We start from the raw sequence: 25,895 nt of genomic DNA, 5'->3' as shown, positions 1-25,895 counted from the left end.
CAACAATTGCGGTCGGCTGAAGCAGCCGGCTTCGGCAGTGCCCTGAATCTCGATAAAGGATCCCTGCTCGTTCATGACAATGTTCATGTCTACCTCGGCTTGGCTGTCTTCCTCATAGCACAAATCTACGAGGACTTCCCCCTGCACAATTCCCACCGAAAGGGCCGCCACTTGCTGCCGCAGCGGCGATCCCTGAGCCGGATCCAGCAACCCCTGTTTGCATAGCCAAGTGACGGCGTCGTGCAGGGCCACATAGCCCCCCGTGATCGCGGCGGTGCGAGTTCCGCCATCGGCCTGCAACACATCGGCATCGAGGGTAATGGTGCGGGATCCCAGCTTCTGGAGATCCAGAGCGGCGCGCAGGCTGCGTCCGATGAGGCGTTGGATCTCGGCAGTACGGCCCGATGGTTTCAACATCTCCCGTGGCTGTCGTTGTGGGGTGGCTCCGGGCAACATGCGGTACTCCGCCGTCAGCCAGCCTTGACCGGTATTCTGCAAAAAAGGGGGAACTTCTTCCGCCACACTGGCGGTGCAGAGGACATGGGTATCGCCAAACTTCACCAACACCGATCCGGGCGCATAGCGGGTGAAGCGGCGCTGGAAGGAAACCGGGCGCAATTGAGCAGCCGTGCGGCCATCGGGGCGTTGCCAGCTCATGGGCAGTTCAAAAAGGGATCCCTCGCATTGTCAACCATGTCTGGGCTCAGGGATTGGAAACTATACAGAGCATGACTCGGCTGCCGGCGAGAAACGGATGCGGACGGAAGCGATAAAAAAATGCACCAGCACAAGCTGGCGCCAGCAGTTTAACTCTCACCGGTCAGGCATCAACCTAGACAAAGGCAGGGATCCGAGAGTCTCCCAGGGCCTCTACCAGCGCCCGCACTTGGGCCACCATGGCCACTTCATCCTGGAGCCGGCTGACAGCTTTGCCCACCCCCACACCTGAGGCACCGGCAGCGATGGCCAGGCGCACCGTTACCGTTGAGAGGCCGGAAGCGCAGATAACAGGCACCGAGACCACACGGCTGATCTCATAGGCGGCGGCCAAGGTGGGGGCAGCCTTCTCGATCAAGCCCAGGGATCCCCCGTGAACCGGCTCGGCACTGGTGCTGCCCTCGGTTTGGATGAGATCGGCCCCCAGATCTTCCAGTTTCTCGGCCAATTCCGCCTGCTGATCCAAAGGCAGCGTGTGGGGAACGGTTACCGACAAAAGCGTGCGCGGCAGCAGAGAGCGGGTTTGGCGGGTGAGCTCTAGAACTTCCGTAGCGGAGAAGATGCGGCCCGAAGGGTAGAAGCTGTCGTAATTGCCGATTTCAGCCATGTCGGCCCCCGCCTGCACAGCGGCAGCCAATTGCTGCGGCTCCACTGCCGACACACAGATGGGCAGCTCGATCTGGGCGCGCACCTGCTGCACCAATTCGGGACTGGCGGCGATGTCCACCCAAGTGGCTCCTCCCTCCTGGGCGGCACGGGTGACTTTCAGCACCGACTGCAGGTCGAAGTTTTGCAGGCCACTGATGATCTTGAGGGCACGGCGCCGGGCAAGGGCGTCGAAAAGGGCAGCTTGAGAGGCTGTGGTCATAGGCTCGTTAGCTTGTTGAAACGGGATACAAGAGGAGTGAAAGCAAATCGGCTGGGGCAACCTTTGCTCAGTCTAGAGGGTTTGCTGCCATCCTACAAGGGATCCGCCCTTGGCCGGTCACCCCAATCTTTGCGGGCTATCCCAAGATCTTTCAATACAATAGGGATCCCCCCTTCTGCTCTTGCCATGTACCGCTCTCCTTTCCCCTTCTTGGGCCTGGCTGAGCCGGATCCGGAGCTGGCCCAAGCCATTGTGTTGCCTATCCCCTACGAGGCCACCACCTCCTACGGCAAAGGCACGGCCAAAGGCCCTCAGGCGCTGTTGCAGGCTTCTGCCTATGTAGAGATCTACGACGAGGTGAGAGACTGCCAGCCGGCCCTCCACCCCGACTTTGCCGCAGAGACCTCCCGCTACTGGACGGCGCCGCCAGTGGAGTTCGAGGGGCTGGACGCCCACGAGTTGGCCATGGCCGCAATTCAGCGCCGCGCTGCCGAGTGGGTAAGGCCAGGGCGGTTTCTGCTCTCCATTGGCGGGGAGCACTCCATCACTGGCCCCTTGATTGCTGCCCACCTGTCCCACTACCCAGAACTGCACGTGCTGCAAATCGATGCCCACTGCGACCTGAGAGACAGCTACGAGGGATCCCGCTACTCCCACGCTTCCGCCATGGCCCGTGTGGTGGAGCAAGTGGGCGGCCGCCTCACCCAAGTAGGGATCCGCTCCCTCTGCGCCGAAGACCGCCAGGCCATTCGCAAGCACCGCTTGCACACCTTCTTTGCCCACAGCCTGCACGGCAAGCCAGCCCAGGACTGGATCCCCGAGGTGATCGCCACGCTGGGATCCCAGGTTTACCTGACGGTGGATGTGGACGGGTTGGATCCTGCGGTCGTGCCGGCCACGGGCACCCCCGAACCCGGCGGCTTGGGCTGGTGGGAGACCGTAGAGCTGATCCGGGCCCTGGGGCAGCAGCGGCAAATCGTCGGCGCCGATGTGGTGGAGCTGGCGGTCACCGGGGAACGGGAAACCGATCGCCGCAGCGCCTTCACCGCCGCCAAGCTGGCCTATCAGATCCTGGCGGCGGCCTTGGGCTAGGCTCCAGAAGAACTGGGCTATGGCTGGGTTCCCCCTGTTTCCACCTGGCCGCTGGAGCACCGGCTCCAATCTCGAAGTATCCAGACAAAACGAGGACTGGACTCTCTCTGTCGAGATCTTCTGCTAGCTTCCTAGGTGGCCCTAGCCATGTCTCCGCCTTCTTCCAGCTCCCTTGAAGCGTCGCCGCCCCTCGTTGACGAAGAGCTCATCCACAGCCGCATTCAGGCCATCCGCGCCCGGATCCCAGGCCATGTGGAGATCATGGCGGTGAGCAAAGGCTACAGCGTCAACCACATCCGCGCCGCCTATCGAGCCGGGATCCGCCACTTTGGCGAAAGCCGAGTGCAAGAGGCAGCCGCCAAACAGGCGCAACTGCAGGATCTGACCGATATTGTCTGGCACTTGATCGGGCATTTGCAGACCAATAAGGTAAAGCCGGCCCTCAGACAATTTGCCTGGATTGACAGCGTCGATAGCCTGCGCCTGGCCAAGCTGATCAACCAAAAAGCCTGGGAGCTGCACCTTACCCCCAAGCTCTGCTTGCAGGTGAAATTGGCCCCGGATCCCAATAAATTCGGCTGGCTCATCCCCGATCTGCTGCAAAGCCTGCCGCAACTGAACCAACTGCTACAGGTGCAAATTGTGGGCCTGATGACCATTTTGCCTTTGGGCTTGAGCTCAGAGGCAGCTCTAGAGCTGTTTCGCAAGCTGGCCGAGCTGGCCGATCACATCCAGCGCAGCGGCTACGAGCATCTGCAGTTGCACACCCTCTCCATGGGCATGTCCGACGATTACCCCCTGGCGGTAGCCGCAGGCTCCAACCTGATTCGGCTGGGGCGCGCTTTGTTCGCCGATGCCGAACGGAAATAGATAGATGGAGTCTCTATGAAGCCGTTAAATTGTGATTAAATTTTGTGTAAAGCCGCGCAACTCCGGAGTTGCCCTGCAGGGCACGCTCTGGGCTGGAGTTCGGCCTGAATCGGGCAAAAACAGGGCAATCCCGCCCAAAATTTACCCTGTCGGGGAAATTTTAGGGAAACTTGTAATCATTTGCGTCACTCCCGTTAACACGTGTTCAAGCTGGACAAGGAGCGCAGTAGACTCTGGCCAAAGCAGTGGCTGGACAAGTGGGATGACATCTTCACTTCTTCTGGGTAAACTCGACTCGTCGGGCCCATGGGTTTTTTAACCTGCCTCGGCAGCTTCTCGAGCAAACCCTGTCTCGGCCTTCTGAAAGACTTTAACTAAAAAAATAAAGGTTGGAGATGCCCTTTGGCTTGACTGGGCCACTCAAGATCCAATCAAGAGCCTGAATCCTGCGCTTGCCGCAAACCATGACCTGTAGTGAGGATGTGGACGATGAATGTCAATGGAATCTGGAGCAGGGTAAGAGATTTTGTGGGCCTGAATGATCCCGTGGACGGCCTGGAAGAGTACCCTGAGATGGAAGGGCAGGATGATTACCAACTGATCTACGAGGGACGCCGTTCCCAACCGGCTCCTGAAGAGCAGGAAGCCAATACCCTTCCACGCGGACGCCGACAACGGGGAGTGGAAGCCGGAGAAGGGTCTGTCGGTCGAGAAGAGTCGCGGGGCCATCGGCGCAGTCAACATCGGGATCGCTTAGCAGGGGGCAGTATGGGGAGCAACGTAATTGGATTACCGGGCGTCAACCCACCCACCAGCGAAGTGGTGGTGCTGGAGCCGCGCAGCTTTGACGAGATGGCTCAAGTCATCCAGTACCTGCGGGAGCGCAAGACGGTGATCATGAACTTGACCCTGATGGATCCCGCCGAAGCACAGCGCTCGGTGGATTTTGTTGCCGGTGGCACCTACGCCATCGATGGCCACCAGGAGCGCATTGGCGAAAATATTTTTTTGTTCACCCCCAGCACGGTGACGGTCTCCACCCCCAGTAGCCAAGGGGTGCAGCCGCTGCAGCGTCCCTTGCACAGCCCTGCCCCTCTCTGGCCCAGCAGCTATGAACATTTGCAGGCGGTGGGCCAGCACTAGCCAGTATGGAGCGACCGCTGCTGAGTGTGATCGGGGGGGGAGCCATGGGATCCGCCCTGCTGCGGCGTTGGGTGACTGCGGGGCTTTATCCTGCAGCTCAGGTGGCTTTGCGGGAGCCCGACCCGGACAAGGCCAAGACCCTACAGCAGGAGCTGGGCATTCGGCTGTTGGCGGATCTATCTCAGGCGGGAGAGTCTGAGATTGTATTTTTGGCCGTCAAGCCCCAGGTTTTCCCGCAGGTGGTGGCTGAGATGGGCCAGCCGTCCGCCGCGCAGTTGGTGATCTCGATTATGGCCGGGATCCCTTTGCAGCAGTTGCAGCAGGCTTTTCCCCAGCAGAGGGTGGTGCGCACCATGCCCAACACACCGGCGCTGGTGGGAGCAGGGATCACGGCTATCTGCTACGGGCCAGGAGTGACGCCTGATCAGAAGGAGCAGGTGGAAAGGTTGTTTCGGGCTGTAGGCCAGGTGGTGACGGTGGCCGAAAGCCAAATGGATGCGGTGACGGCCCTGTCGGGATCGGGGCCGGGGTATTTGGCGGTGATCCTGGAAGCGCTGATCGACGGGGGGGTGGGGGTGGGTCTGCCGCGTCCCCTCGCCACCCAACTGGCGATGCAGACCTTAGCGGGCACGGCTGCCCTTTTACAGCACGAGAAGCTCCACCCCGCTCTTCTCAAGGATCAAGTGACCAGCCCAGGGGGAACGACCATCGCCGGGATCCAAGTCCTGGAAGAGGCGGGGGTGCGGGGGGCCTTGATGCGGGCAGTGCGGGCAGCCTACGAGCGCTCCCGCCAGCTACAGGGCTCCTAGGGCCTGCCAGAGCGGGCGGGTGATCCAGTTCCATCCCACCTTGAGCTGGTGCTCCAGGGTAGGTAGACGCACCAGGTAGATGGCTCGTCGGGCCAAATAGCCCAGGGGGCCGCTCAGGGTGAGGCCGCCGAGGGCGGAAAGCACCGCCGTATCCGTCCCCAAGCTGAGCATTTCCCCCAGAGAGAAGTAGCGGAACGGCAGCAGGGGCCGCTCCTGCGTGAGCAAGGCCCACAGGTTCCAAGCGCAATAGCCGGCCTGTTGAAAAGCTGCTTGGGCGGTGGCGGGCACCAGCTGGCCTTCGGCATCCACCACCGCCGCTACGTCTCCCAGGGCAAACACTTCTGGAAAGGGGGGAGTTTGCAGGGTGGGCAAAACCTGCAGCCGTCCCCGCTCACTTTTGGGCAGATCCAAGTTGGCGATCACCGCTGCCGGTCGGGTTCCGACGGTCCACAGCACCGCATCCACAAGATCTGTAGCCGTCTCCTGGGCCTCCAGCCGCTGCAATTGTAGGCGGAAGGGGGGGGCGCCGTTCTCGCCCAGAGCCTCGATGCCCAAAACCTTGGTTTGCAACTCCACCTGCACCCGCCGTTGGGCCAACGCCAGTTGGGCCGCCTCCCGGCTGGAAGAAGCAAAGCCCGACAAAATCCGGGATCCCACCTCAATAAGACGGATCCGTCCCCGCGATCCCAGCCGATCTGCCAATTTGCAGGCCAGTTCCACGCCGCTTGCCCCCGCCCCGGCAATGGCCAGAGTTATCGGCTGAGCCGGATCCCGCTCTTCCAACGTTTTCAGGTGGGCCCGCAGCCGTTGGGCATCGGCCAGGGTGCGAAAGGGAAAAGCGAACTCCGCCGCTCCCGGAACGCTCTGCAAAGGGGTTTCTCCCCCCAGCGCCAGCACCAGCGCGTCGTATTCTAGGCTCTGCCCGTCTTCCAGACCCACTCGGCGGGCTTGAAGGTCAATGGCCTGGACAGAGCCGCGGCGAAATTGCACCGACTCCGAGGGCAGCAGATCTTGGAAGCGGGGAGCCACCTCCCAGTCCTCCATTTCTCCGGTGAGCAGCTCGTACAGCAAAGGAGCAAAGACAAACCGCTCCTGGCGATCGACCAAGGTAATTTGGGGTGGCTCTGACCAGGGTTGCCGGCTCAGTTCCAAAGCTGTGTACAACCCGCCAAAGCCGCCCCCAAGAATGCAAATGCGATTCATGCTCAGATGCTCAGCTTGAGATTACCAAAATTGCGCGACAAGCCCCGACCTAAAAGATAGGCCCTGCCAACGCCAGCGGGCCGACCGGGGATGGCACACCTTATGCTTCATGCTTCGAGCTGACTTGCACTGGCCCGGCTAGACCTCTCCAGCGTAGTCTTTGCTGCCCCAGCCCCGCCAGCCCGGCACTTCCGACAAAGAAGCCCGTCGCTCGTCCAGCCAAGTTTGGAGAATCACTGCCGCCGACTGTTGATCGATCAAACCCTTCTGGGCCTTGGCCGGGATCCCGGCCTCGCGCAGATCCCACTCCGCCTGCACCGTGCTTAGGTACTCGTTGACCGTAACCACTGGCAAATCCACTGTCGCGCGCAGAGCCCGTACAAACCGCTGCACCTTGCGGGCCTGGGATCCCACCGAGCCATCTGCCAAAAGGGGGATCCCGACCACCACCACGGTGGCCCGGCGGCGGCGGATCCACTCCTGCACTTGGGCAATGTCTTCGGGCAGGGAACGGCGCCGGATCACCCCCAGGCCGGTAGCCAGCAGCCCCAGCCCGTCGGAGCCGGCCACGCCGATGCGACGGTTGCCCACGTCCAGACCCAGCGCTGAAAAGGGATCCCTTGTGGCAGAATAGTTCAGGTCTGTTGACATCTGTTTATCCCTCTTGCCGACATTGTAACGGCCTGAAACTCCCTGTCTCTAGCCGTGTAGCTCGGCTGAACCTCTATCCTTTTTCGACGACCCTTTTTGGAGCCTTCTCGATGACCAGCGCCACCCTGTCTCTCCCCAAGCACGAAGTTAAAGACCTCAGCCTCAGCTCCTTGGGCAAGCAACGGATCCAATGGGCGGCGCGGGAGATGCCGGTGCTGGCCCAGATCCGGGAGCGCTTTGCCCAAGAAAAACCCCTGGCCGGTCTGCGCCTGGTGGCCTGCTGCCATGTCACCACCGAGACGGCCAATCTGGCCTTGGCCTTGCAGGCAGGGGGAGCCGATAGCGTCCTCATCGCCAGCAACCCCCTCTCCACCCAAGACGATGTGGCCGCCAGCCTGGTGGCCGACTACGGCATCTCGGTCTTTGCCATCAAGGGGGAAGATGTAGAGACCTACCGCCGCCATGTCCAGATCGCCCTGGATCACCGCCCCCATCTCATCATTGACGACGGCGGCGATGTGACGGCGGAGCTGGTTCAGCATCGCCAGGAGCAGGTGTCGGAAATCATCGGCACCACGGAAGAGACTACCACCGGCCTGGTGCGCCTGCGGGCCATGTTCAAGGCGGGGGTGCTCAGCTTCCCGGTGATGACCGTCAACGACGCCGAGACCAAGCACCTGTTCGACAACCGCTACGGCACCGGCCAATCCACCCTGGACGGCATTCTGCGCTGTACCAACATTCTCCTGGCCGGAAAAACAGTGGTGGTGGCCGGCTACGGCTGGTGCGCCAAGGGGGTGGCGATGCGGGCCCGCGGCATGGGATCCCAGGTCATCGTGACCGAGGTCAACCCGGTGCGGGCTCTGGAGGCGGTGATGGATGGCTTTCGGGTTATGCCCATGGCCGAGGCCGCCCCTCTGGGGGATCTGTTCATCACCGTCACCGGCAACAAGCACGTTATCCGCGGCGAGCACTTCGACCGGATGAAAGATGGGGCGATGGTCTGTAACGCCGGCCACTTCGACATCGAGATCGACCTGGTGGCCTTGCAAGAGCGGACGGTTTCCCGGCAGAGCGTGCGCCCCTTTGTGGAAGAATACCGTCTCCAGTCGGGCAAATCGGTGTTCGTGCTGGGGGAGGGCCGGCTGATCAACCTGGCTGCCGCCGAAGGCCACCCCGCCAGCGTCATGGACATGAGCTTTGCCAACCAAGCGCTGGCCTGCGAGTACCTGGTGAAAAACCGTGGCCGGCTGGCGCCAGGGCTGCACCCCATTCCTGCGGAGATCGACGAGGCCATCGCCCGCCTCAAGCTCAAGGCCATGGGGATCCAAATTGACAGCCTTACCCCGGAGCAGATCGAGTACGGCAACACCTGGACGGCAGGAACCTAGAGAAAGCCCCTCACCCCCGCGGTGGAAAACCTGGCCTACCTGCGCCATCTCGCAAGCAGGCAGGTGGGGCGGTAGAGCTCAAGCACCACCGCCCCGGTGCACCTGGGCCCAGACGCGGGTGGGCAGACCCCAGATGTAGATGAAGCCTTCGGCAGCGCGGTGGTCGAACTGATCCCCTTCCCCGTAGGTGGCCAGCTCCGCGTTGTAGAGGGAGTAGGGGGAGCGACGGCCCACGCAGACGGCCTGGCCCTTGTGCAGGCGCATCCGCACCACGCCAGTGACGCTTTTTTGGGTGGTGCGAATGAAGGCGTCCAGGGCCTCCCGCAGCGGCGAATACCAAAGGCCGTTGTAGATCAATTGGCTGTAGGTGGTCTCGATGCCGTACTTGTAGTGGATGACCTCGCGGGTGAGGGTGAGGCTTTCCAGCTCGCGGTGGGCCTGGATCAACACCGTTAGGGCCGGACACTCGTAGATCTCGCGCGACTTGATCCCCACCAGCCGGTTTTCAATCATATCGATGCGACCGACACCGTGGCTGCCGGCTAAGGCGTTGAGCCGCTCGAAGAGGGCTCTGGGGCCAAGGCGCTGCCCGTCCAGCTCCACCGGGATCCCCTCTTCAAAGGCGATCTCCACATAGGCGGGCTCGTCGGGGGTTTGAGAGATAGGCCGGGTGAGGGCGTAGACTTCCTCCGGTGGCTCTTGGTCGGCGTCTTCCAGGATCCCGGCTTCGACGCTGCGGCCCAGGATGTTGAGGTCGATGCTGTAGGGGCTGGACTTTTGCACCGGCATAGGGATCCCGTAGCGCTCGCCGTAGGCAATGGTCTCCTCGCGGGTCATGCCCCACTCGCGGGCCGGGGCCAGCACCTTGAGCTTGGGGTTCAAGGCGGCGATGGCCAGGTCGAAGCGCACCTGGTCGTTGCCCTTGCCGGTGCAGCCGTGGGCCACGGCGTCGGCGCCCACCTCTTCTGCCACCTCCACCAACAGCTTGGCGATCAGGGGTCGGGCCAAGGCAGTGGAGAGAGGGTAGCGCTGCTCGTAGAGGGCATTGGCCTGGATGGCGGGGAAGGCGTAGTCGGCAATCAGGGTCTGGACGGCCTCCCGCACCAGGGATTGCTCCGCCCCGGCCCTCAGCGCCTTGGCTTGGATGGCCTCCAGCTCTGCCCCCTGACCCAAGTCCACCGCCAGGGTGACTACCGATTCCACTCCCCACTCGTGCTTGAGATAGGGGATGCAGACGGAAGTATCGACGCCGCCCGAATAGGCTAATACCACTTTCTTTGCCCGTCCCATGCTGCTGCGGATCCCTGCTGGAAAAAAGTTGCTAGCCCATTATGCCTTGTTGCTCGGATCTTAGTTACTCGGCCTGACCCTAGAGGCAGCTTTGTCGGCTATTCTCAAAGGGATTTCTCCCGGGCCTTGGATCGCTGTCCAAAAGGTTGCCGGCGCAAATTGGGGTGTGAGGTCAGGTGAGTATGGCCGGCAAGAGGATCCCGGCAGCACAGCAAAGACTCAGGCGCCAACGAGTGCTGGGGTTGGGGATCCTGTCTCTGCTGGGCTTCGTGGCGGGGATGGGGTTCGCCGCCCTCTCCCAGCCGGAAGGGGGATCGCCCGTCGCCGCTCCAGAGCCGGAGCCGCCCCGTTTTACGGCCCACGGCTGGCCGCTGCTGGATCCCTTGCCGCAGCCGGACGAGATCTGGGAGTGCGAGCTGGTGGTGGTGGGCGGATCCCTGGGGGGCGTGGCGGCGGCAGGCCAAGCCATGCGGGGGGGTGTGCAAACCTGTCTCATCGAGCTCACCCCCTGGCTAGGGGGGCAGATCACCTCGCAGGGGGTATCGGCCCTCGACGAGTCCCTCCCCATGCGGCAGCGGGGCAATTTTTCCCGCCACTGGCTGGAGTTTAAGGCCCTCATCGAAAGTCAGCCGCTGCATCTGCCCGCCTGGACAGGGATCCCGCCGGGAACCCGCGTGACCAAGATCAACAGTTGCTGGGTAGGGGGGCTGTGTTTTCCGCCCCAGGCAGGTTTGCAGGCGGTGGAAACCTGGCTGCAACAGGCGGCTCAGTCTGCTCCCCAGAGTCGCTGGGCCACCCAGACCGCTTTTAAGGGGGCCACCTTCAGCGCCGACGGCTCCCGCATCGAGAGCCTCTATGCTGTGCAGCGGCAGCCGCGGGATCCCAATTTTGTGCCGCCAGGGCGGCTGTGGCGGGAATTGGTGAGCTGGTATGGCTGGCAGGAGACGGAAGTGTTTGCCAAGCGGGTGCTGCGGCTGCAGGCGCCACTGGGCCGCAACCTGTTTGTTATCGACGCCACCGACACCGGCGAGCTGGTGGGCTGGGCTGGGATCCCCTACCGGCTGGGCTCAGAAGGGCGAGATCTGACGGGGGAGCCCAACGCCGCCCCGGCCAGCAACCCGGAGTGCACCCAGGCCTTCACTTTTCCTTTCGTACTGGCCATCCACGACGATGGCGGGCGCTCCCGCGCCGAGCTGGCCCAGTTGCAGCCGGGCTACTCCCGCGCCGAGCACCGCCGCCAGTTCGACATGGAGGGGTTTCCCACCTTCAGCGGCCAGAGCTTTTTCAACTACCGCCGCATCGTCAGCAAAGGCCGCACGGATCCCTTCCACAGCACACCGGTGCCGGGCGACCTGACGCTGGTGAACTGGAACCGCGGCAACGACTGGGGGATCATGAACCCGCCCCTAATCCTGACAGAAGAGCGGCTGGTGGCCTCAGGGCAGCGCCACAACTGGCTGGGGGGGCTGGACGTCTCCGCCCTCAAAGATGGAGAAAACCACGCCCTGCTCTTTGCCGAGTGGCTGATGGAAACCCAAGCCCGCGCCGGCTATCCCCTCTCGTTGGTGTTTGCCGAGGACTCTTTGCTGGGCACCCGCTCCGGCCTCAGCCTCTACCCCTACATCCGGGAGGGGCGGCGCATCCTGGGGCGAGCTGCCTACGGCCAGGCGGAATTCCAGATGCTGGAGCAAGACATCCGTGTCGGCACCAGTGGGGGACGGGACTTTAGCCCCACCGCCGTAGGGGTGACTCACTACGCCATCGACATGCACGGCTGTCGCTACCGCAACTGGGAGCCTTCCCTGTCGGCCAGCTCGGCGCCCGTCAACGAGTTTTCCGTCCGCCCCATCGTCATCCCCCTAGAGGCCCTGATCCCCCAGAAAGTGGATAACCTGCTCATCGGCGGCAAAGGGATCGCCGTCAGCCACATCGTCAACGCCGCCACCCGCACCCACTACGGCGAGTGGACCATCGGCTCAGCAGCGGGGCTCATCGTAGCCTGGTTGCACAGCCAGGATCCCGGTTTGATCCCCGCCCAGATTGTGCCGCAGGGCAAGATGGCCGACTTGCAGCGCTACCTGGTTGCCCATGGACAGCGGCTGCACTGGTAGGCAGTTGCCGCCGCCCTACCCCTCTGCGCCGGAAGGCAGCGCCTCGGGATCCCCTTTTCCGCCATAGCGCCGCTGCCGCCACCACACCAGCAGAGGGCTGGCGATGAAGATGCTGGAATAGACCCCCAAGCTAAAGCCAATGAGCAGAGCGATGGCAAACCCCTTCAGGGTGGCTCCCCCAAAAATGGCAATGGCCACCAGGGGCAGCATCGTTGTCAGGGTGGTGTTCAAAGAGCGGGCAAAAGTCTGGTTTAGAGATAGGTTCACCACCTCGGCAAAGCTGACCTTGCGGCTGACCAGACGCAGATTTTCCCGGATGCGGTCGTAGATAACCACCGTGTCGTTGACGGAAAAGCCGATGATCGTCAGCAGCGCCACCACAAACAGGCTGTCCACCTCCATGCCCACCGTTAGGCCCAAAAGGGCAAACAGACCTGTTGTCAGCACCACATCGTGCAGCAAGGCCACAATGGCAAACACCGCGTAATCCCACTGGAAGCGCAGGGCCAGATACACCACAATGAGCCCAAAAGAGATGAGCACAGCCACGAGGCCGGAACGCAAGAGCAAGCGCCCCACCGTCGGGCCTACCGTCTCCACTAGGTTGCGCTCAAAAGGGCCTACCTGTTGCCGCAGCGTCTCCTCTACCGCTAGGCGCTCCTGCTCAGTCAAAGGGGGCATGCGGATCAAGGCTTCCTGACTGGTCTGGGTGTCCAGTTGGATGATGCTGCTGCCCAGGTTGTGTTCCTGCAGCGCCCGCCGCAGCTCTTCGGTGGTGACAGGCCGCTCAAAACGCAGATCCAGCAAGGTGCCGCCGGCAAAATCCAGCCCCAGCCGCAGCGGTGTCCCTAGAGAGGCCAGAGAAAAGGCCATGCTGACCAGCCCCACCAGCAACACCGCCAGGGAAAGGGTAAACCAAAGCTTGCTGCGCCCGACGATGTCGAAGCGGTAGTCAAGCAACCGCCGGGATCCCACCGCCGGATCGGGGGGGGATAACTCTTGCGCCGTCATGATTGAGCCGCCTCCATGCGAACGCCGTAAAACTCAGGTTTGCGCAGGGCAGGGATCCCCATTGCCGCCAGCAGCAGGGTGCGGGTGCAGGTGATGGCCGTGAAAAAGCTTACCAGAATGCCAATGGCCAAGGTGACGGCAAAGCCTTTCACCAGCCCCATCCCCAGCCAGAAAAGTACGCCACAGACCAAAAGGGTGGTGACGTTGCTGTCGAGGATGCTGCTGAAGGCGCGATTAAACCCTTCCGAGATGGACTTATAGATGGACTTGCCCGCCCGCAGCTCCTCCTTGATGCGCTCGAAGATCAGCACGTTGGCATCCACCGCCATGCCGATGCTGAGGATAAAGCCGGCGATCCCTGGCAGGGTCATGGTCACCCCCAGCAGTTGGAACAGAGCAAACGTACAGAGGGCGTAGATGAGAAGAGCGAGGTCGGCAATGAGCCCCGGCAGGCGGTAGTAGGCCACCATAAAGACAAAAACCAGCACCAGGCCGCCAATGCCGGCATAGAGGCTGCGGCGCACGCTCTCTTCCCCCAACGTGGCCCCGACGGTGCGGTTTTCAATGACGCGAATGGGAACCGGCAGCGCCCCCGCCTTGAGCTTCACCGCCAGATCGGTGGCGGTTTCCACCGTGAAATTGCCCGTGATCACCGCTGTTCCGCCGGTAATGCCGGTGCGGGCAAACTCCGGCCCCACGATGGGGGCGCTGATCAGCACGTCGTCGAGAAAAATGCCAAGCGGACGCCCTGTTCCGGCCAACTCTCGGGTGAGCTGAGTAAACTTTTCTGCCCCTTCTGGCTTGAACTCCAACAGCACTTCCCAGCTCTGGGATCCGCGACGAGGGGCTTGGGGATAGGCGTTGCGCAGCAGATCCCCTGTCAGGCCGACCCGTTCAAACAGGGCGTCGGGATCCTCCCCCGCCGTTATCTCCCCCCGCTCGTTGCGGGGCAGGGCGCTGACCGGCACCAAGCCCTTGCGAAACTCCAACTGGGCCGTATCGCCCAAAAGAGCAACAGCCCGATCCGGATCCGCCACCCCCGGCAGTTGCACGAACAGGCGGTCTTGGCCGCTGATCTGCACCAGAGGCTCGGCCACCCCCAGGCCGTTGATCCGCTGCTGGATCACCGCCTCCACCCCCTGCATCACCTCAGAGGTGATCTCGGGTACCTCTTCCGTAGGCAAAGCCTGCAGGGTGAGCTGCGTCCCTCCTTTGAGGTCAAGGCCGAGGCGAACTTCGCGGCTAAAGCCCAGATAGACGAGGGCAGCCACCACTGCCAAGATAAAGATCAGCCCTCGCAGAAAAGCGAGGCGACTGAGCCACAAAGCTGGAGATCTGGCCATACTGCTGAAAAAGTGAGGAATACGGGCGCACTCGATCCGAGGCCCTCAGGATTTCGGCACTTTTTGATCCTATCGCACACGGGATCCCCGGCTGGAGAGGGATGTTCCCCAGCCCCTGAGCCGGGGAGGAGCTCATCATGTCTGTCCTGGCAGTTCAACCCATCTCTACAGGCCTTGACCGAGCTCTCGGCAGGCGCTTTTCCCCGAGGACGGGGCAGAGCTAAGATAGCGGGGAATGTTTCGTTACGCCTTGGCCCATGACCCTTGTCTCTGAGACCGAGCCCTCGCCCCAAGCCACGGTAACCCCTGACTCTGAGCGGGTGCCGGATCCGGAGTTTCCCTACGAGGTCGAGATGACCTTGATGGAGCACTTGGAGGAGCTGCGCAGCCGCCTGTTGGCCAGCGTGATCGCGGTGGCGATCTGCATCATTGCTTGCTTTCTGGTGGTGAACCGCATTGTCGCCCTGCTGGAGGTGCCGGCGCGGGGGGTGACCTTTTTGCAACTGGCGCCGGGGGAGTATTTCTTCGTCTCCATGAAGGTGGCGGCCTATTCGGGGTTGCTGTTGGCCACGCCCTTTTTGCTCTACCAAATTGCCCGCTTCGTCTTGCCGGGGCTGAGCGTGAAGGAGCGCAAGCTGCTGGGGCCGGTGGTGCTGGGATCGAGCCTTCTCTTTGTGGCTGGCTTGGTCTTTGCTTACTATCTCCTCATTCCGGCGGCACTTAACTTTTTCATTCGCTATGGCGAAGGGGTGGTGGATCAGGCCTGGTCCATCGACCGCTACTTTGAGTTTGTGCTGCTGCTGTTGTTCAGCACCGGCTTGGCCTTTCAGGTGCCGATTTTGCAGGCGCTGCTGGGGGGGTTGGGGCTGGTGAGTGCTGAGCAAATGCTCAAGGGCTGGCGTTACGTGGTTCTGGGCTCGGTGGTGGCAGGGGCCATTCTCACCCCTTCCACGGATCCCCTCACCCAGAGCCTCTTGGCCGGGGCGGTGACGTTTCTATACTTGTTTGGCATTCTGCTGGTGAAGATCCTTGGCAAATGACCTGAAGCTGCATGCGCTGATCCTGGCGGCTGGGTTTTCCACGCGGATGGGAGAACCGAAAGCCCTGGTGCCCTGGAAAGATGGGCAAACCCTGCTTTCTTACCAGATTTTTCAGTGGCGACAGGCAGGGTTTCAACCTTGGGTGGTGCTGGGATCCCAGCATCTGGCGGCGGCCCAAGTTCACTTGGCGGGGGCAGAGGTGCTGATCAATCCGGCTCCTGAGCTGGGCAAGACCCACTCTATTCGGGTGGGGGTGGAAGGGATCCCTGCCGATTTTCGCGTGTTGGCCATTTCGGGGGTGGATCAGCCCCGTCCGGCCTGGATCTACCACAGCTTGCTGGAGTACCATCTGCGCCATCGCGCTTGGGCGACGGTGCCGGTGCATCGAGGACGACGAGGACACCCCGCCCTGATCGACGGGCGCTTGCGGGAAGAGTTGCTGTGTCTCCGAGAGGAAACCCTGGGCCTGCGGCGGTTGTTGCAGGATCTGGGTAAACGGGTACAGGAGGTGGAGCTCTATACCCCCGAGATCTTCTTGGAGTGCAACACTCCTGCCGACGTGGAAGCTGCCGCTGGCGGTCGCGACAGCGTTGCCCAGTAGGATATTCTCTTTCTTGTTCGCATGAGAAAAGCCCTTTATCCTGCCAGCACCTACGATCCTGCTTGTCCGGTCGGCAGCTACTGGGACAGCACGATAGAGAATGCCGGTTGGCGGCATCCGGCTCCTTTGCTGGGGCAGGTGGGCGCCGAGGTGGTCATTGTGGGGGGCGGATTGACGGGCCTATCGACGGCTCTGCACCTGGCCCGCGACCACGGCATTTCCGCCTGCCTGTTGGAAGCGGGATCCCTGGGGTGGGGGGCCTCAGGGCGCAACGGCGGCTTTTGCGGGGTGGGGGCGAGCCATCTCACCCATGCCCAGATGGTGCGGCGGGTGGGCCTGGCGGAGACGGAGCGCTACTACCGGGATCAATGGCAGGCGGTGGAGACGGTGCAGGAGCTGGCCGCCGTCGAGGGCTTCTCGCTGGAAGTGCAGGGACAAGGCTGCTACGCGGTGGCCCATCGTCCACAGGCTTGGCCGGAATTGGAGGCCGAATACCAGATCTGTACTCAGGTGGCAGGCTACCCGGCCCAGCTCCTCAGCCCCAAAGAGCTGCGGGAACGGGGCTTTGACAGCCAAGAGAACTATGGTGCTCTCCACATCGGGGTGGGGTTTGGCCTCAACCCCCTTAAGCTCACCCAAGGGCTGGCCCAAGCGGCCCACAGGTGGGGAGCGCAACTGCACAGCGCCAGCCCGGTCATCGCCTGGGAAAAGGTGGGATCCCAGCACCTTTGCCACACGCCAGGGGGAACGGTGCGGGCCCGGCACCTGGTCATCGCCACCAACGGCTACACCCCAGAGACCTTGTACCCCCAACTGGCGGGATCCCTGTTGCCGGTGCTGTCCAACATCCTGGTCACCCGCCCTCTGACGCCTGCGGAGCAAAAAGCGCAGGGGTGGTGGGATCCGACCCCGGTTTACGACACGCGGCGGCTGCTGTTCTATTACCGTCTTCTGCCGGACGGGCGCCTGCTGTTTGGGGGGCGCGGCGGCACCCGCAATACTCCGGCAGAACGACAGCGCCTGCAGGCTTGGATGACTCGGCAGCTCTACCGCCTCTTTCCCACCTGGGAGGGGGTGGAGATCGAGTACGCTTGGAACGGCCTGGTCTGCCTTTCGCGGCAGCTTCACCCCCATATTGGCCCTTCGCCGACGGATCCCAGCTTGTGGTATGGCCTGGCCTACCATGGCAGCGGCGTGGCCACAGCAGTGTGGGCGGGCAAAATGCTGGCCCAGGAGATCGCCGGCAGCCGGCCCCCCATCAGCGCTCTGTTTCGCCAGCCGCCTCGCGTTTTCCCTTTGCCCTGGCTGCGGCTTCACTACCTGCGGCTGGGGTATCTCTGGTGGCAGTTGACGGATGGTTAGCTCCGCCAAGTGTGCGGGGGATCCCTCTGTTCGGTGGAGCAGTCCTGCCTTAGCCTAGTCGTAGTTTGGGCAGAAAAATATCGCTTGTCGTCGCTCCTGAGGTACCCCGTGCTGTTCCCGTCTTGCCGTCGGCCTGCTCCAGATCCCTCTTCTCTTGCAGCCCGCTGTCGCCAACGGCTCTCGCCAGTAGGGCAGCGGCTGGGATTGGCACTGCTGCTTGGCTTGCCCACCATGTTTTGGCCTTGGCCCGGATTTGCCCAGATTGCCGGATCCCTGCTCAGCCCTTTGGTGGCCGCCTGGATCCGCTCCGAGGTGCAGCAGGTGGACAACCTGCAGGTGCAGATCGCCGGCTCTGACGCGCAAATCTTGAACGGGCAGATCCCTCAGGCCCAGGTGTCGGGGGATAACCTCAGCTATCAAGGCTTTCAGGTCAGCCACCTGCGGCTGCAGGGCCAGGATATTCGCCTCAACGTGGGCGAAGCCATCCAAGGACGCAGCCCGCTGCGGCTGTTGGCCCCTGTGCCGGTGCAGGTGAGCTTGCGCCTCACCGAAGACGATCTTAACCGCACCCTTCAGTCTCCCCTCATCCAGTCTCAACTGGCCCAGGCACAGGTGCAACTGCCCTTTGGAGGTCAAGCGGTGCCCTTCTTGATCCGCCAGCCCCAGGTCACCTTGGAGCAAAATCGGCTGCGCATCCAGGCCCAATTGGTGACTCCCGAGGGGGTGGAGGTGCCGGTTACGGTGCTAACCGGCCTAGAAGCCCAGGGCCCCAACCAGTTGCGGCTGGTCAACCCTCTGTGGGTGAACGAAGGCCAAGAGATCCCCATCCCCGGCCTGGCGGATTTCCCCATTCAGTTGGATCCGGGCGTGCGCATCGACCGCCTGGAGTTGCAGCCCAGCCAAATCCTCTACGAGGGCATGTTGGTCATCTACCCGGAAGCGGCGGCGGTGCCGCAGGGGTAGGGGCCGGCGTTCCCCGCTTTGGCCCGCCTTCAGACGGTGCGGGCGGGCTCTGCTGCGACCAAGGATGTGATCGGGATCAGACCTGGAGAGCGGGCCTTTGCGGCAAGATCCTGCTAGCGGTTAGCGGGAAAACCCTTTGCGGGCCTCACGTAGGAGTGGTGTATTGAGGTGAAGCCATGATCCAGGGATCCCGGAGGCAGCCATCCAACTGCACACTCAAGCCCTTAATCTGCTGGGCGCTGCCGCTGATCTTGTCGGTCGTTTTTTTGGGGAGCTGTGCCGGCGATCCAGTTTCTACGCTGCCTCTGGACGGCACGGCTGCCGGCACCCGCACGGCTACACCCCCAGGGCGAACTTTCTCCGATATTCCACCCGGTCGGGATCCCCGTCTGAAGCACCTTTGGGCCAGCTTTGTCATCACGTCTGAGCAGTTGCAATCTGCCCGCGAGGCTCCCGTTGCGCTCCATCCGCAGGCTCTCCTTCCCTGCACCGACTGCGAGGGTATTCCATGGCAACCGGGATCCCCACCCCCCACCCCCTCCTCCCGCGCCTTGGGCACCTATCGGCCTGACCAGCTCACCTTCTCCTTCCGCGTTGAGCCCCACGAGACGTCCACCCGCCTCAGCGGCAGCTTGCACCTGGATACTACCACGCCTCTGATTCACCCCGGCGAGGGGGTGCGCCTGGCGATCCAACGGGCTTTCTGGGGAGAAGACGCGCTGGAGCCGCTGCCGCCTCCCCAGGACTTCCACCCTCAGCAGATCAGCCGCGGCTGGTTCCAGGAGCGCAGTTGGATCTTCCCCTTCCCGCTGCCGGCTGCCAACACCACTGCTGCCTTGCGGCTGGATTGGCTTCTAACCTCCCCGATTCCGCCCGATTCTGCTCCCTTTCAACGGGGCAGGCCGCTGCCGCCCCCCACGGGCCGGCTGTATCACGGGGTCGCCTGGTCGGGCATGCCAACTTGGGAGCAGCTCTTGTCCTATCGCCAGGCCATCGGCCAGCCCCCTGCCTGGGCAGCCGTAGAACACCTGTGGGATCCCCGCCAGGACTTTCCGCAGTCGTTGGCCAGTCGCCTGCGGGAGAGCGGCTCTGTTCCCTACCTGCGCCTGCGGCTGGATCCGGCTCAGCTTTCCGCCTTGGCCAGTGGGGAACAGGACGAGACTTTGCGCTCTTGGGCCCGCGCCATCCAGCGCTTTGCCACTCCCATCATCCTGGCCGTCGTTGTGGGAGACGGGGATCCCGAATTGCAACGACGGGCCTACCGACACCTGATGCAAACCCTGCGCTCCGAGGCCAACTTGCTCTGGGTTGTGGAGCTGGAGGGAGAAGATGCCGCAGCCGTGTCCGCCTGGGCTGGGTTCTCTGAGATGGATTGGCTGAGCCTACCGGGGGATCCCGCCACCTTTGAACCGATGTACCGCCGCCTTGTGGCTCTCAACCCGGAAGTGCCTGTGCTGCTCCGCGGGCCGGCCTTGGGCTCAGAAGCCGCTCAACCTCTGCTGGCAGGTCTAGAAGACCAACGCTGGCCCCAGGTAATTGGCTGGAGCTGGGCCCTGGGCGCGGATGGGATCCCGCCTGCAGCAGCCCAGGACTGGCAGCAGCATCTGCAACAGGGGGATGCCAAGATATGGCTGGGGGAAATGCAGGTGCAACCCCCGCCCAGCCCCCTTCCCTCGCCCAAGCCCTAAAAGAGGGCAACCTGTCTGGAAAAATCGCCCGGAAAAGTCGATAATAGGCCAGCCGTTTTACCTTTTCTTCCGCAATTGTGGCCTTGACCCCCTCATCACCCCCCTTGTCTCGCTTTGCCCAGGCCATCCAGGAGGGGGAGTTCCTGCTCACCGCCGAGATCACACCCCCCAAGGGATCCGACACCAGCACCCTGCTGTCTCTGGCCCAGCAGCTCAAAGGTCGGGTGCATGCCATCAACATCACCGACTCCAACCGCGCCATGGCCCGCATGAGCCCCCTGGCCGCCTCGCTGCTGTTGCATCAGGTGGGCGTTGAACCCATCCTGCAGTTGGCCTGTCGGGATCGCAACCGCGTGGCTCTGCAGGGGGATCTGTTGGGGGCCTCGGCGCTCGGCCTGCGCAACGTGTTGGCCCTCACCGGGGATCCCATCCACATCGGCGATTGCCCCGACGCCCGCGCTGTGTTCGACCTGGAATCGGTGCGCCTGCTGCGGCTTATCCAGCGGCTGAACAATGGCCTCGACTGCAACGGCAAGCCCCTCCCCGACGGCGGCACCTGTCTGTTTCCGGGAGCAGCGGTAGAACCCCAATCCGGCAGCTTTTCCGGCCTGGAGCGGCGCTTCCAGCGCAAGCTGGAAAACGGGGCCCAGTTTTTCCAAAGCCAGATGGTGACCGACTTCGAGCAACTGGAGCGCTTTATGGACAAGCTGGGTCGCCCCGCCGGCAAGCCCATCCTGGCCGGCATCTTCCTGCTCAAATCCGCCAAAAATGCCCAATTCATCAACTGCAACCTGCCGGGGGTACGGATCCCGGACGCCATCATCCAACGGCTGGCCAACGCTCCCCATCCCCTAGAAGAAGGGATCCGCATCGCCGCCGAACAGGTGCGCCAGGCCCGTCAGATCTGCCACGGCGTGCACCTGATGGCCGTCAAAGCCGAACATCTCATCCCGCGTATCCTGGACGAGGCCGGGATCCCCCCTCTGGCTGGCTAGCTCAACACCTGCTCCAGCCCGTAGACCAATCCCTTGAGCTGCAGCACCTTGCGGATCCCCAGGATCACCCCCGGCATAAAAGCCACCCGATCCGTGGTGTCGTGCCTTAAGGTAAGGGTTTGCCCCATGCCGCCGAAGATCACCTCCTGGTGGGCGACTAGCCCCGGCAGGCGCACGCTGTGGATGGGAATGTTGGGGCCGGGGATCCCGCCCCGCGAGCCGGGGAGCAGCTCTTTTTCTTCCACTTCGGGCGGGTTGAAGGCTTTGCCCAGTTGACCCAGCCGTTGGGCCGTCTGCAGGGCCGTGCCGCTGGGGGCATCCGCTTTGCGGTTGTGGTGCAGCTCGACGATCTCAACATGGTCAAAATATTGCGCCGCCTGCAGTGCCATCTGCTGCAACAAAATCATGCCGATGGCAAAGTTGGGCGCGATCAAACAGCCCACCCCCGACTTATCCGCCAGATCCCGCAGCCGCTCCACCTGCTCCGGCGTCAGGCCCGTTGTCCCCACCACCGGGCGCACCCCAAAGGCAATGGCCGAGCGGACATGTTCAAACACCGCCTGCGGATGGGTGAAATCCACCATCACACCGCGGCTGCTCCGCTGCGACAACCTCAGCAACTGCCCCGCTAGGTCATCGGTAATCTCCACCCCCAGGGATCCCAGGCCCAGCACCTCGCCGATGTCCAAGCCCAGTTGCGAGCGGGCTACCGCCCCCGCCAGGGTCATGTCGGGCGTCTGGGCAACAGCTCTCACCACCTCCCGCCCCATCTTGCCCAGTGCCCCCACCACCAAGACCGGGATGGGGGATGGGTTGGCTTCTGGAGTTGCCAACCCCTGATCGACCGGATCAACCGCTGCCGTCACCCCTTGCCACCCTCATCCACGCTCTACAACTGCGAAGACCGGGATCCCCGGAGAGCCATCACAACTTCACCTCAATATCCACCCCCGCCGGCAGATCCAGCTTCATCAAAGCATCGATGGTTTTGGAAGAGGGGGAATAGATGTCGATAATGCGGCGGTGGGTGCGGGTTTCAAAATGTTCCCGCGAATCCTTGTCGGTGTGCGGAGAACGCAACACACAGTAGATGCGGCGCCGGGTAGGCAGAGGGATGGGGCCCACGGGCACAGCATCGGTACGACGGGCCGTGTCCACGATTTTGTCGCAAGAAGTATCCAGCAGCCGATGATCGTAGGCTTTCAGGCGAATGCGGATTTTCTGTTGGGTCAGGGTAGGCATGGCCGGAGAAAGAGAACGCTACAACAAAAAACCGACAGGGATCGAGTTGATCTGGGGCAACCAGCGCTCAATCCCTGCCGGGAAAAGACAACTTACTTCAGGATCTTGGAGACAACACCCGCCCCGACGGTACGACCACCCTCGCGAATGGCAAAGCGCATCCCCTGCTCGATGGCGATGGGCTGGATCAGCTCCACCGTCATCCTGACCCGGTCGCCGGGCATCACCATCTCCGGCTGCGAGCCATCGTCAGCCGTAAAGGAGGAGATGGTACCGGTTACATCGGTGGTGCGTACATAGAACTGGGGACGATAGCCGGCAAAGAACGGCGTGTGGCGACCTCCTTCCTCTTTCTTGAGGACATACACCTCAGACTCGAAGTTGGTGTGCGGGGTAATGCTCTTGGGCTTGGCCAGCACCATGCCGCGCTCCACCTCGTTCTTCTGAATGCCGCGCAGCAGCACACCGACGTTGTCGCCAGCGATCCCTTCATCAAGGGTCTTCTGGAACATCTCTAGACCAGTAACGGTGGTGGAGCGAGTTTCCCGCAGCCCCACCAGTTCCACCGTTTCGCCCACCTTGATGCGGCCCCGCTCGATCCGGCCTGTGGCCACCGTGCCCCGACCGGTGATCGAGAAAACGTCTTCTACGGCCATCAGGAAGGGCTTGTCCACATCCCGCTCCGGCGTGGGAATGTAAGAGTCTACCGCATCCATCAGCTCGTAGATCTTATCCACCCAGGGATCCTCGCCGCGCTGAGTTTTGGGGTTGGCCTGCATCCTTTCCAAAGCCTTGAGGGCGGATCCCCTGATGATGGGGATGTCATCGCCGGGGAAGTCGTATTTGGAGAGAAGCTCCCGCACTTCCAGCTCCACCAGCTCCAGCAGCTCTGGATCGTCCACCATGTCCACCTTGTTGAGGAAGACCACCAAGCTGGGCACCCCCACCTGACGGGCCAACAGGATGTGCTCCCGCGTTTGGGGCATGGGGCCATCAGCCGCAGACACCACCAAGATGGCTCCATCCATCTGGGCTGCACCCGTGATCATGTTTTTCACGTAGTCAGCGTGGCCGGGGCAATCCACGTGGGCGTAGTGACGCTTCTCCGTCTGGTACTCCACGTGGGCGGTGTTGATGGTGATACCGCGGGCTTTTTCTTCCGGCGCTGCGTCGATCTCGTCATACCGTTTGGCTGTTGCCTGACCCAAAGCAGCCAAGGTGGTGGTGATGGCAGCCGTCAAAGTGGTCTTGCCGTGGTCAACATGGCCGATGGTGCCAACGTTGACATGGGGTTTGGTACGTTCAAACTTAGCGCGTGCCATGAATCGTCACTTCCTTTTTGGTTTCAGTCAGCTACTCATTTCCTTTGTTTTTGGCAATGATGGCTTCGGCGATACTGCGAGGAACTTCCTCGTAGTGGCTGAACTCCATCGTGAAGGTGCCTCGACCCTGGGTTTTGGAGCGGATATCGGTGGCGTAGCCAAACATCTCTGCCAACGGAACTTTGGCATTGACCTTGGTGATGCCGCCTTCCGTATTCATCCCCTCCATCTGGCCGCGGCGGGCGTTGATGTCCCCGATGACGTCCCCCACAAAGGCTTCAGGAACTTCCACCTCGACCTTCATCATCGGCTCCAGAAGGACAGGGCTCGCTCTGCGAGCTGCCTCCTTCAGAGCCATCGAACCGGCGATCTTAAAGGCCATTTCGCTGGAGTCCACCTCATGGTAAGAGCCATCCACCAGGGTGGCGCGGATGTCGATCAGGGGATAGCCTGCCAGCACGCCGGATTCGCAGGCTTCCCGGATCCCTTGCTCAGCCGGCCCGACATATTCTTTGGGCACAACGCCACCCACGATTTTGGAGACAAACTCAAAGCCTGTACCCGGCTCTGCAGGCTCCAGGTCGATAACCACATGGCCATACTGACCCCGGCCACCACTCTGGCGAACAAACTTGCCTTCGACGCGGCTGACCGGCTTGCGAATGGTTTCGCGGTAGGCCACCTGCGGGTTGCCGACATTGGCCTCTACGTTGAACTCCCGCAGCATCCGATCCACCAGGATCTCCAGGTGCAGCTCGCCCATGCCGGAGATGATGGTTTGATTGGTCTCGGGATCCACCGAGACGCGGAAGGTGGGATCCTCTTTGGCCAAGGCCTGGAGGGCCTTGGAGAGCTTATCGATGTCGGCCTTGGTTTTGGGTTCTACAGCCACTGAGATCACTGGCTCTGGGATAAACAGAGACTCCAAGATCACGGGAGCATTTTCGTCGCAGAGGGTGTCTCCGGTGGTGGTGTCCTTCAGGCCCACCACAGCCCCCAGATCGCCTGCCCGCAGCTCATCCACGTCCAAACGTTCATCTGCTTTCAACACCACCAGGCGGGAGATGCGCTCTTTTTTGTTTTTGGTGGAGTTGAGCACATAGGTGCCTTTGGTCAACACTCCCGAATAGACGCGAATGAAGGTCAGATCCCCGTACTTATCGCTCATCAACTTGAAGGCCAGCGCCGAGAAAGGCTCATCGTCGCTGGCCTTGCGCGCCACCTCCGAGCCATCCGGCAGCACCCCCTTGATGGCGGGAATGTCGATGGGAGAAGGGAGGTAATCCACCACCGCGTCCAGCAGCATCTGCACACCCTTGTTCTTGAAGGCAGAGCCGCACAGCATCGGCACAATTTGGCCGCTGATGGTGCCTTTGCGCAGACCAGCCATCAGGTCGGCTTCGCTCAGGTCTTCCTCGGCAAAGTATTTCTCCATCAGGGCTTCGTCGGTCTCGGCCACCGCCTCCACCAGCTTGGCCCGGTATTCCGCCACGAGATCTTTCATCTCCTCCGGAATGGGGGCGGGACGAATGTCCTTGCCGATCTCATCCATGTAGATACGGGCCTGCATGCGCACCAAGTCAACAATGCCGCGGAACCCGTCTTCAGCTCCAATGGGCAGTTGGATGGGCACAGCGTTGGCCTTGAGGCGCTCCCGGATCTGGTTGTAAACCTTGAGGAAATTGGCCCCCATGCGATCCATTTTGTTGACAAAGGCAATGCGGGGCACGTTGTAACGATTGGCTTGCCGCCAGACAGTCTCAGACTGAGGTTGCACGCCGCCCACCGAGTCAAAGACGGCGATTACCCCATCCAGCACCCGCATGGAGCGCTCAACCTCGATGGTGAAATCCACGTGCCCAGGCGTGTCGATGATGTTGATGGTGTACTCCGGTGCGCCAGCGAGAGGTTGGGAGGGGTTTTCGGGATCCCGCTTGGTCCAACGGGTGGTGATGGCCGCAGCCGTGATGGTGATGCCCCGCTCCCGCTCCTGAGCCATCCAATCGGTTACCGCAGTTCCGTCGTGCACTTCGCCAATTTTGTGCACCAGACCGGAATAGAAAAGGATCCGCTCTGTGGTCGTGGTCTTGCCGGCATCGATATGAGCCGCGATGCCAATGTTTCGGACTCGTTCCAGGGGAACTGTGCGTGCCACGTCAACCTCCCAATCCTCGTCGCCCTGC

At 62.2% G+C, this 25,895-nt stretch carries 23 protein-coding genes; 12 read left to right on the top strand and 11 right to left on the bottom strand.

Features of this window, described 5'->3' with window-relative positions; genetic code table 11:
- A partial coding sequence (gene rph / locus NW826_RS07165; RefSeq protein ID WP_414509776.1) for a ribonuclease PH occupies window positions 1-657 on the bottom strand: 657 nt, incomplete at its 3' end.
- Between the two features lie 175 nt (window positions 658-832).
- The gene (locus tag NW826_RS07160) at window positions 833-1,585 is read right to left on the bottom strand and encodes a DUF561 domain-containing protein (RefSeq protein ID WP_414509775.1); all 753 of its coding nucleotides are present in this window, start codon (window positions 1,583-1,585) and stop codon (window positions 833-835) included.
- A 186-nt stretch (window positions 1,586-1,771) separates the two neighbouring features.
- On the opposite strand from NW826_RS07160, the gene speB reads away from it, so the two are divergent.
- The 4 genes from speB (at window position 1,772) to proC (ending at window position 5,499) form a co-directional block, all read left to right on the top strand.
- Entirely contained in the window at window positions 1,772-2,677 is a 906-nt protein-coding gene (speB, locus tag NW826_RS07155; protein WP_414509774.1) for an agmatinase, read from the top strand.
- Window positions 2,678-2,824: 147 nt separating this feature from the next.
- Window positions 2,825-3,547: a YggS family pyridoxal phosphate-dependent enzyme gene (locus tag NW826_RS07150; protein ID WP_414509773.1), complete on the top strand. Its 723-nt coding sequence runs from the start codon at window positions 2,825-2,827 to the stop codon at window positions 3,545-3,547.
- A gap of 573 nt (window positions 3,548-4,120) precedes the next feature.
- The gene (locus NW826_RS07145) at window positions 4,121-4,690 is read left to right on the top strand and encodes a cell division protein SepF (protein ID WP_414509779.1); all 570 of its coding nucleotides are present in this window, start codon (window positions 4,121-4,123) and stop codon (window positions 4,688-4,690) included.
- Between the two features lie 5 nt (window positions 4,691-4,695).
- A complete protein-coding gene (proC, locus tag NW826_RS07140) occupies window positions 4,696-5,499 on the top strand; it encodes a pyrroline-5-carboxylate reductase (RefSeq protein ID WP_414333444.1) in 804 nt (267 codons plus the stop codon).
- Here proC and NW826_RS07135 read toward each other — a convergent pair.
- A complete protein-coding gene (locus NW826_RS07135; RefSeq protein ID WP_414509772.1) occupies window positions 5,485-6,702 on the bottom strand; it encodes an NAD(P)/FAD-dependent oxidoreductase in 1,218 nt (405 codons plus the stop codon). The genes proC and NW826_RS07135 overlap by 15 nt on opposite strands.
- A gap of 138 nt (window positions 6,703-6,840) precedes the next feature.
- Window positions 6,841-7,353, bottom strand: coding sequence for a Holliday junction resolvase RuvX (gene ruvX / locus NW826_RS07130; RefSeq protein WP_414509771.1), 513 nt, complete (start codon window positions 7,351-7,353; stop codon window positions 6,841-6,843).
- Window positions 7,354-7,463: 110 nt separating this feature from the next.
- Between ruvX and ahcY the strand changes: the two genes are divergently transcribed.
- Window positions 7,464-8,744 carry an adenosylhomocysteinase gene (gene ahcY / locus NW826_RS07125; RefSeq protein WP_414333450.1) on the top strand — a complete coding sequence of 427 codons (1,281 nt, stop codon included), beginning with the start codon at window positions 7,464-7,466 and terminating at the stop codon, window positions 8,742-8,744.
- Between the two features lie 78 nt (window positions 8,745-8,822).
- On the opposite strand, the gene NW826_RS07120 is transcribed toward ahcY, so the two are convergent.
- Window positions 8,823-10,034: an argininosuccinate synthase gene (locus tag NW826_RS07120; protein ID WP_414509770.1), complete on the bottom strand. Its 1,212-nt coding sequence runs from the start codon at window positions 10,032-10,034 to the stop codon at window positions 8,823-8,825.
- A 182-nt stretch (window positions 10,035-10,216) separates the two neighbouring features.
- Between NW826_RS07120 and NW826_RS07115 the strand changes: the two genes are divergently transcribed.
- A complete protein-coding gene (locus NW826_RS07115; RefSeq protein ID WP_414509769.1) occupies window positions 10,217-12,145 on the top strand; it encodes an FAD-dependent oxidoreductase in 1,929 nt (642 codons plus the stop codon).
- 15 nt (window positions 12,146-12,160) lie between these two features.
- On the opposite strand, the gene secF is transcribed toward NW826_RS07115, so the two are convergent.
- Window positions 12,161-13,156 (bottom strand): protein translocase subunit SecF, encoded by a 996-nt coding sequence (gene secF / locus NW826_RS07110; protein ID WP_414333455.1) that lies wholly within the window; start codon window positions 13,154-13,156, stop codon window positions 12,161-12,163.
- Window positions 13,153-14,499 (bottom strand): protein translocase subunit SecD, encoded by a 1,347-nt coding sequence (gene secD / locus NW826_RS07105; protein ID WP_414333457.1) that lies wholly within the window; start codon window positions 14,497-14,499, stop codon window positions 13,153-13,155. The genes secF and secD overlap by 4 nt, the downstream gene beginning before the upstream one ends.
- A 257-nt stretch (window positions 14,500-14,756) precedes the next feature.
- On the opposite strand from secD, the gene tatC reads away from it, so the two are divergent.
- The 6 genes from tatC to NW826_RS07075 all read left to right on the top strand — a co-directional run bounded on the left by tatC (window position 14,757) and on the right by NW826_RS07075 (window position 21,148).
- Window positions 14,757-15,539 (top strand): twin-arginine translocase subunit TatC, encoded by a 783-nt coding sequence (tatC, locus tag NW826_RS07100; RefSeq protein WP_414333459.1) that lies wholly within the window; start codon window positions 14,757-14,759, stop codon window positions 15,537-15,539.
- Window positions 15,529-16,140 carry a nucleotidyltransferase family protein gene (locus NW826_RS07095; protein ID WP_414333461.1) on the top strand — a complete coding sequence of 204 codons (612 nt, stop codon included), beginning with the start codon at window positions 15,529-15,531 and terminating at the stop codon, window positions 16,138-16,140. Before tatC ends, NW826_RS07095 begins: the two co-directional genes overlap by 11 nt.
- A gap of 21 nt (window positions 16,141-16,161) precedes the next feature.
- Entirely contained in the window at window positions 16,162-17,502 is a 1,341-nt protein-coding gene (locus tag NW826_RS07090) for an NAD(P)/FAD-dependent oxidoreductase (RefSeq protein WP_414333463.1), read from the top strand.
- A 108-nt stretch (window positions 17,503-17,610) separates the two neighbouring features.
- Window positions 17,611-18,465, top strand: a complete 855-nt coding sequence (locus NW826_RS07085; protein WP_414338548.1) for a DUF2993 domain-containing protein — start codon at window positions 17,611-17,613, stop codon at window positions 18,463-18,465.
- A 251-nt stretch (window positions 18,466-18,716) separates the two neighbouring features.
- On the top strand, window positions 18,717-20,153 hold the full coding sequence (locus NW826_RS07080) for a hypothetical protein (RefSeq protein WP_414333466.1): 1,437 nt from the start codon (window positions 18,717-18,719) through the stop codon (window positions 20,151-20,153).
- 77 nt (window positions 20,154-20,230) lie between these two features.
- On the top strand, window positions 20,231-21,148 hold the full coding sequence (locus tag NW826_RS07075; RefSeq protein ID WP_414338544.1) for a methylenetetrahydrofolate reductase: 918 nt from the start codon (window positions 20,231-20,233) through the stop codon (window positions 21,146-21,148).
- Here the strand turns inward: NW826_RS07075 and dapB are convergent.
- From dapB to fusA, 4 genes are all read right to left on the bottom strand, one after another.
- Window positions 21,145-21,981, bottom strand: a complete 837-nt coding sequence (gene dapB / locus NW826_RS07070; RefSeq protein WP_414333497.1) for a 4-hydroxy-tetrahydrodipicolinate reductase — start codon at window positions 21,979-21,981, stop codon at window positions 21,145-21,147. The two genes, NW826_RS07075 and dapB, sit on opposite strands and share 4 nt — an antisense overlap.
- 91 nt (window positions 21,982-22,072) lie before the next feature.
- Window positions 22,073-22,390 carry a 30S ribosomal protein S10 gene (gene rpsJ / locus NW826_RS07065; RefSeq protein WP_414328725.1) on the bottom strand — a complete coding sequence of 106 codons (318 nt, stop codon included), beginning with the start codon at window positions 22,388-22,390 and terminating at the stop codon, window positions 22,073-22,075.
- Window positions 22,391-22,482: 92 nt separating this feature from the next.
- Window positions 22,483-23,712: an elongation factor Tu gene (gene tuf, locus NW826_RS07060; RefSeq protein WP_414333470.1), complete on the bottom strand. Its 1,230-nt coding sequence runs from the start codon at window positions 23,710-23,712 to the stop codon at window positions 22,483-22,485.
- Window positions 23,713-23,743: 31 nt separating this feature from the next.
- Window positions 23,744-25,867 (bottom strand): elongation factor G, encoded by a 2,124-nt coding sequence (fusA, locus tag NW826_RS07055; protein ID WP_414338541.1) that lies wholly within the window; start codon window positions 25,865-25,867, stop codon window positions 23,744-23,746.
- Between the last annotated feature and the right edge of the window lie 28 nt (window positions 25,868-25,895).

It is taken from the genome of Synechococcus sp. OH20 (assembly GCF_047502685.1).
In the GTDB taxonomy this organism is placed as follows: Bacteria; Cyanobacteriota; Cyanobacteriia; order Thermostichales; family Thermostichaceae; genus Thermostichus.
Note: the sequence above shows the minus strand (reverse complement) of the source record. Positions and strands in the feature narration are given on the sequence as shown.